The organism is Novosphingobium rosa NBRC 15208, assembly GCF_001598555.1.
GTDB lineage: Bacteria > Pseudomonadota > Alphaproteobacteria > Sphingomonadales > Sphingomonadaceae > Novosphingobium > Novosphingobium rosa.
The window spans coordinates 106,741-113,239 of sequence record NZ_BCZE01000023.1 but is presented as its reverse complement, the minus strand read 5'-3'; the positions used below and the strand labels follow the sequence as shown (position 1 = coordinate 113,239).

At 64.5% G+C, this 6,499-nt stretch carries 7 protein-coding genes; 6 read left to right on the top strand and 1 reads right to left on the bottom strand.

The features are described from left to right. The 5 genes from SR3_RS09655 to SR3_RS09635 all read left to right on the top strand — a co-directional run. Window positions 1-514 (top strand): aminotransferase class III-fold pyridoxal phosphate-dependent enzyme (locus SR3_RS09655; protein WP_157098750.1); only part of this gene is annotated, 514 nt, incomplete at its 5' end. Further along, window positions 508-1,170, top strand: coding sequence for an isochorismatase family cysteine hydrolase (locus SR3_RS09650; RefSeq protein ID WP_157098749.1), 663 nt, complete (start codon window positions 508-510; stop codon window positions 1,168-1,170). The genes SR3_RS09655 and SR3_RS09650, both read left to right, overlap by 7 nt. 12 nt (window positions 1,171-1,182) lie before the next feature. Then, window positions 1,183-2,478 (top strand): glutamine synthetase family protein, encoded by a 1,296-nt coding sequence (locus SR3_RS09645; RefSeq protein WP_068084431.1) that lies wholly within the window; start codon window positions 1,183-1,185, stop codon window positions 2,476-2,478. 3 nt (window positions 2,479-2,481) lie between these two features. Continuing rightward, window positions 2,482-3,258, top strand: a complete 777-nt coding sequence (locus SR3_RS09640) for an N-formylglutamate amidohydrolase (RefSeq protein WP_068084428.1) — start codon at window positions 2,482-2,484, stop codon at window positions 3,256-3,258. 26 nt (window positions 3,259-3,284) lie between these two features. Beyond that, the gene (locus SR3_RS09635; RefSeq protein WP_068084424.1) at window positions 3,285-3,977 is read left to right on the top strand and encodes a GntR family transcriptional regulator; all 693 of its coding nucleotides are present in this window, start codon (window positions 3,285-3,287) and stop codon (window positions 3,975-3,977) included. A gap of 433 nt (window positions 3,978-4,410) precedes the next feature. Here the strand turns inward: SR3_RS09635 and SR3_RS09630 are convergent, their stop codons facing one another. Next, complete coding sequence (locus tag SR3_RS09630; RefSeq protein ID WP_068084422.1) at window positions 4,411-5,328, bottom strand: LysR substrate-binding domain-containing protein; 918 nt, start codon at window positions 5,326-5,328, stop codon at window positions 4,411-4,413. 89 nt (window positions 5,329-5,417) lie between these two features. Here SR3_RS09630 and SR3_RS09625 point away from each other — a divergent pair, with 89 nt between their 5' ends. Continuing rightward, window positions 5,418-6,302 carry an MBL fold metallo-hydrolase gene (locus tag SR3_RS09625; RefSeq protein ID WP_068084419.1) on the top strand — a complete coding sequence of 295 codons (885 nt, stop codon included), beginning with the start codon at window positions 5,418-5,420 and terminating at the stop codon, window positions 6,300-6,302. Window positions 6,303-6,499: the final 197 nt, after the last annotated feature.

The window sequence follows — 6,499 nt, the reverse complement described above, 5'->3', positions numbered from 1 at the left end:
CAAGGTGATCGGCGGGGGCCTGCCGCTCTCCGCCGCCGTGGGACCGAAGGATCTGCTGGATGGTCCGCCCGCCGCCGCGCTGCTGACCATGGCGGGCAACCCCATCTGCACCGCCGTGGGGCGCGAGGTGCTGCGCGTGCTGATCGAGGAGGATATGCCGGGCCGCTCCGACCGCGCGGGCAAGCGCCTGCGCGCCGGGCTGCGCGAGGCGATGGTCGATATCCCGCAGATCGGCGATGTGCGCGGCCATGGTCTGGCCATCGGGCTGGAGCTGGTGAAGCCCGATGGCAGCATGGTGCCCGACCGCGAGCTGGCGCAAATGGCGGTCTATCGTGCGTGGGAGCTGGGTCTGGTCGTCTATTATGTCGGCGGCAATGTGCTGGAAATCACCCCGCCGATGGTCATCAGCGATGATGAGGTCGATCTGGCCGTGACCATCATCGCCCAGGCGGTGAAGGATGCGGCGGCGGGGCTGGTCTCGCTGGACACTGTCAAGGCCTATGCGGGATGGTAAGCCGCTCTCCCCTGCCCGTCAGCCGCGAGATCGCTTGCCTTCCCGGCGAAACCGCCCTGCTGTTCATCGATGCCCAGCGTTACAATTGCAGCCGTAAGGGTGGCCAGTTCGCAGGCCTGTCCGCCGCCGAGATCGAGGAGCGCTATGGCTTCTTCTTCGCGGCGCTGGAGGGCGGCGTGATCGAGCGCTGGGCCCGCCTGCAGGCCGCTTTTCGCGAGCGCCAGGAAGAAGTCCTCTACACGGTGATGGAAAGCCTGACCCGCGACGGGCGCGACCGCAGCCTGGACTACAAGATCAGCGGCTTCAACATCCCGCGCGGCAACCCCGACGCACAAATGCTGCCGCAGATCATGCCGGGCGAGGATGAGATCGTGCTGCCCAAAAGCTCCTGCTCGGTCTTCATGTCGACCAACATCGACTATCTGCTGCGCAATCTTCAGGTGCGTTCGCTGGTGATCGCCGGGGTGCTGACCGACCAATGCGTCGATTCCGCCATCCGCGACGCCTGCGATCTTGGCTATCTGGTCACCGTCGTCACCGATGCCTGCGCCACCCACAGCGCCGAGCGGCACGACTGGTCGCTGCGCAACAATCGCGGTTTCTGCCGCCAGATCACCACCGATGCGATGATCGCCGAACTGTCGGCCCGCGCTTGAGAAAGATTGAAGATGACCTGCGAAACCCTCATCTTTGCCGCCACCTGCGATCTGGCGGGCCATGTTCGCGGCAAGGCCTTTCCGTCGGGCGACCTGCCTTCGCGCCTCAAATCCGGGGTGGGCTATACGGGCAGCAACATCATGCTCTCCGCCTTCGGGCCGATCTATGCCACGCCTTTCGGCACCAAGGGCGATCTGAAGCTGGTGCCCGATGAAGCGGCGCTGGCCAGCGTGCCGGGGCTGGATGGCAAAGCATTGCAACTGGCGCTCGGCGATATTCGCAACCTCGACGGTTCGCTATGGTCCTGCTGCCCTCGCAGCTTTCTGAAGCGCGCGGTGGCGGCGATGGAGGACGAGTTCGGCCTGCGCCTGCTCTCCACCTTCGAGCAGGAGTTCATCTACACCGGCGTGGAAGCGGCGGCGGGCAGCAGCTATGCCTTCGACATGTACCGCCGCAGCGGGCTGCTGGGCGAGGCGATCATGACGGGCCTGCGCACAGCGGGGATCGCCCCCGACTCCTTCCTGCCCGAAGCGGGCGACCGCCAGTTCGAGGTGACCATCGACCCCGCCGAGGGCACACGTAGCGCCGATCAGGCCGTGCTGCTGCGCGAGGTGGTGCGGGGCTGCGCCGCCAATCTGGGGGCGCGGGCCATTCTGGCGCCCTTGCTCTCACCCGATGGCACCAGCAGCGGCACGCATATCCACCTGAGCCTGCGCGATCTTGACGGCAAGCCGGCCATGCATGATCCGCAAGGCCTCTTCGGCCTAAGCGAGGCCGCGCAGCATTTCGCCGCCGGGATCATCGCGCATATGCCCGCGATCACCGCGCTGACGGCGCCCTCGGTCAGCTCCTATTACCGCCTGCGCCCCGACAAATGGGCGCCGACATGGGCCAACATCGCGGCGCAGGATCGCGGCGCCTCGCTCCGCGTCTGCCCGGTCACGGCCACCACGCCCGAGGGCATCGCGCGGCAGTTCAACGTGGAATTCCGCGTGGTGGATGCCGCCGCCAGCCCCTATATGGCGTTGGGCGCGATCCTGCATGCCGGGCTCGACGGGCTGCGCAACAAGCTGGCGCTGCCCGCTCACCCGCAGGAGGCCGATGCCGATTACGCCGCCGCCGGGGTCTCCCCCCTGCCCGCCAGTCTGGGCGAGGCGCTCGATCGCCTCGAAGCCTCCAGCTTTGCCCGCGCCGCGCTGGGCGAGGCGCTGATGACCGCCTATGTGATGTTGAAGCGCAGCGAGATCGCCGCGCTCGACGGCCTGACCGAACAGCAGGTCTGCGACCGCTATGCCGAGGTCTATTGAGCCATGAGCAACACCCCCCTGCTCTTCCCCGACGAAGCCGCGCCGGTCGGCACCTTACGCACTCCGGCGCAGGGCGCGCCCAGCGGCCCCTTCCTGCTGATCGCCGACCATGCCGGGCGCGCCATTCCGCGCCGTCTGGGCTGGCTGGGCCTCGACGAAGCCGATCTGCAGCGCCATATCGCCTGGGACATCGGCGCTCTGGCGGTGTCGAAGCATGTCAGCGCGATGCTGGAGGCGCCGCTGGTCTATCAGCGCTATTCGCGGCTGGTGATCGACTGCAACCGCCAGCTGCATGCCCATGATTCCATCCCGCAGATCTCCGAATACACGCAGGTGCCCGGCAATCACGACCTGTCCGAAACGGATCGCCTGATCCGCCAGCAGGAAATCCACGCGCCCTATCACGCCTGCATCGCCGATCTGCTCGACCGCTGGCAGGGGCCCGCGCCGATCCTGGTGGCGATGCACAGCTGCACGCCGCGCTACAAGGAACAGGTGCGAACCATGGAAATCGGCTGCCTCTATGGCGATGACCGGCGCTTTGCGGGCAAGGTTCTGGATGTGCTGCAGGCCCGCGTGGGGCCGACAGCCGTTGACAACCAGCCTTATCAAGTTGACATGCTGAATGATTATTCTGTCCCGGTGCATGCCGAAAAGCGCGGTCTGGCCTATGTCGAATTCGAAATTCGGCAAGATCTGATCGCGGATGCCGCCGGAGCCCTGCAATGGGCCCGGACGGTGAGTGACGCGCTTGAAGCGGCACGCGGGAATTTTGTGTGATTTTGACGAGGATGACTCAGCCGTTGATGCCCGACGCCCTGACCACCGAGGGACTGCCCGCACGCAAGCCGCGCAAGGCCGAAACCGATCAGGCCTCCGCCCGGCCCACGCGCGACCGCGTCTATGATTTCGTGCGACGCGCCATTCTGGTCGGCGAGTATCCCGGCGGCACCTTCATTGAGGAGGAAGAGATTTCCGGACGGGTCGGTGTATCGCGCACCCCCGTGCGCGAGGCCTTCAGCCGGTTGCATGGCGACCAGTACATCGACCTTGTGCCGCGTAAAGGTGCGCTGGTGCGGCAGGTCAATGTGCAGGAACTGGCAGGCATGTATCAGGCCCGGCTGATGATCGAGGGCAGCGTGATCGAACTGGTCTGCCGCGAGCGCATTCCCATCTCGTCCGAGATCGCCGCCACGGTGGAAAAGATGCGCAACGCGCGCGATGTCGATACGCCGGACGGGCAGCTGGCCTTTATCGGCCTCGACTGGCATCTGCATTGCTCGATCGTCGAGATGTGCGGCAATGACGTGATCATCGAAATGTATAAGTCGCTGCGCTCACGCTATGACCGTGTCGGGATGATGGTGGAGCTGAACCAGGCCCATCTCGCCAAGATCCACCGCGAGCATGTGACCTTGCTCGGCATGCTGCAATCCTATGATATCGAGGGATTGAGGCAATCTTTGGCTGAGCATCTGAGCGTCGCAGCACGGGGCTGAGGCAGCCAACGGAAATCATGTCCCATCCTGGCTTCGCCAGCAGCCGTCCAGGGCGCCCCGAACTTCCGGGCATGATGCCAAACCTGCCCTAAGAACGGTCTGTTGAGCTTATTGAAAATTGCCAGTCGTTCATCTCTGCCACGAAGGCCGTCAATCGGTGCCGCGACCCGGAACGTCCGGTTGCGCCGAAACCGGTCATTCATGGAGCCGCTTAATCGCTTTCTCCTTTGGCGGATTAACCCGAAAGACGGCTTACAACTTCAGAAGCCGGACAGCCGACATTCGGATTGGCTAGCACGCGTGAGCAGCACCCGACTCTTTCTAACAATTCCGCGGCCGATGTTGCGCGTCTGGGCCTCCGTACATTATCCGGACACAAATTCACGGGAGCGGACGCTGGAAAAGCGTTGCGTTCCGGCAGGAATGGGCAGTGTTAATCGGTGTTCTGCCGAGGCCTCAGCGCTGAATGATGCATGATGCGCTGCATCAGATCGCCAACGGGCGGAGCCAGATGCCCCCGATGGATATACATCAGGTAAAATCCTGAAAGTGGTGCGTTCCATTCCGGCAGGATGAGGTGCAGCCTGCCATCGGCCAACATCTCCTCCACGAACGCGCGCGCCAGCAGCGCCACGCCCAGGCCCGACAGGGCATAGTCGCGCGCCGCAGGAGCGTTCTCCACGACCAGGCTCGAAGCGCCCCGCATGGTCACGGCCTCGTCGCTGCGCGACAGCGACCAGGGCAGGATCGCCCCGGAGCGCGGCCTGCGGATCACGATCCGGTCCGCGGCAAGGTCGCGGGGATGCCGCGGCAAGGCTCGGGCGTCGAGCCAAGCGGTGGAAGCGACCATGATCAGGCGATCGTCGGCGGAGAGGCGGCGGGCAATCATATCCTGCTCCAGCAGATCGCCACGCCGGATGACCGCATCATACTGCTGGGCCACCGGATCGGTCAGCCGGTCTTCGACGATGATGTCGAGCTGAAAAGCCGGATAGGCGAGGCGGAAATCGGCGAGAACCGGCGCGATCAGCAATTCCATCGCCACGGCGGGAACGCTGATCCGTGCCCGCCCGGCCGCATCGCGCCGCCCCTCGATCAGGGCCCGCTGTGCCCCGGCCAGCCTGTCGAGCGCTGGCCCGGCTTCGAGCAGCAAGGCCTCTCCATCCCGGGTCAACGCGACGCTGCGCGTGGTGCGGGTGAACAGGCGCAGGCCGAGCCGGCTTTCCAGACGACGGATCGACTGGCTGACGGCAGAGGGCGTGACCCCCAGGCGAACCGCCGCCGCAGCGAACCGCCCCTCGCGCGCCACGGCCAGAAAAGTGTTCAGTTCGAGGATCTCGCCGGCGTTCATTCACAACTCATGGTCAGCAATATGTGAAGGAGGATGATATTCCAATTGACCAATGAAAGCGACATATCCCGGCATGAAGGGAATGATCCATGCCCACAGATCCAGTGTACACCGTCGGCAAGGCAAGAGTGGCGCGCGTCGTCGACTGCCAGATCGACACATTCCGGCCCACCGACCTCATGCCGGACTGGAGCGCCGCGCATGAGGCGCTGCTCGCCAGCCTGCCCGAGACATTATCGGGCGACGGGCGGCGCATGGTGCTGAGCATTCACAGTTGGGTGGTCTGGCTCGACGGGCGGATCATCCTGATCGACACCGGCGTGGGCAATGACAAGCCGCGCCCCTTCGCCCCCTATTTCGACCGGCTGACCACGCCCTATCTGGCGCGACTGGCCGCGCTGGGCGTCACGCCCGAGGCGGTCGATTGTGTGCTGCATACCCATCTGCATGTCGATCACGTGGGCTGGAACACACGCCTCATTGATGGGCAGTGGCGCCCGACATTTCCGAATGCCCGTCATGTGTTCTCGGCCAGGGAATATGCGTTCTTCCGCGATCCGGCCAATGTCGGCAACCGGCACCGCACCAGTTTCCAGACCCAGCAGGACAGTGTGACGCCAATCGTCGAGGCAGGTATGGCCGACATGATCGAGGTCTATGGGCGCGAGGTCATTCCCGGCTTCTCGTTCCATGCCACGCCGGGGCATTCGGCCGATCACGCCTCGATCATGCTGGAAAGCGGTAGTGCCAAGGCGCTGTTTTCGGGCGATGTCTTTCACCATCCCGTCCAGGTGCTGGCGCCCGATCTGCTTTCAATCTTCGATGCCGAGCGCGAGATGACCCTGAGATCGCGCAGCTGGGCCCTGGATGTCGCCGCTGACGAGGGGGCCATGCTGTTCAGCGCCCATTTCCCCGCCTCCTCGGCAGGCAAGGTCAACAGGCACGGGAACGGTTTTTCATGGAGCTTTGCGTGATGATCCGGTTCGGCAACTATTCGTCCTCAAAACACCTGGCACAAATTTGGCGTGGCGCCACTGGGACGTGGCCTCGAGCGTCGTCGATGCACCACGGACAGTTTCCAAATGTAAACTTCGGGGGCGCGGATGACCGAGTATTGGAACGGCAGCTATTTCCAGAGCGCCGCGCCCTTTGCTGACATCCATTTGGGCCT

Coding starts and splice junctions, on each gene's coding strand:
- SR3_RS09650 (WP_157098749.1), top strand. CDS start 508: ATGGTAAGCCGCTCTCCCCTGCCCGTCAGCCGCGAGATCGCTTGCCTT.
- SR3_RS09645 (WP_068084431.1), top strand. CDS start 1,183: ATGACCTGCGAAACCCTCATCTTTGCCGCCACCTGCGATCTGGCGGGC.
- SR3_RS09630 (WP_068084422.1), bottom strand. CDS start 5,328: ATGAACGCCGGCGAGATCCTCGAACTGAACACTTTTCTGGCCGTGGCG.
- SR3_RS09625 (WP_068084419.1), top strand. CDS start 5,418: ATGCCCACAGATCCAGTGTACACCGTCGGCAAGGCAAGAGTGGCGCGC.
- SR3_RS09635 (WP_068084424.1), top strand. CDS start 3,285: ATGCCCGACGCCCTGACCACCGAGGGACTGCCCGCACGCAAGCCGCGC.
- SR3_RS09640 (WP_068084428.1), top strand. CDS start 2,482: ATGAGCAACACCCCCCTGCTCTTCCCCGACGAAGCCGCGCCGGTCGGC.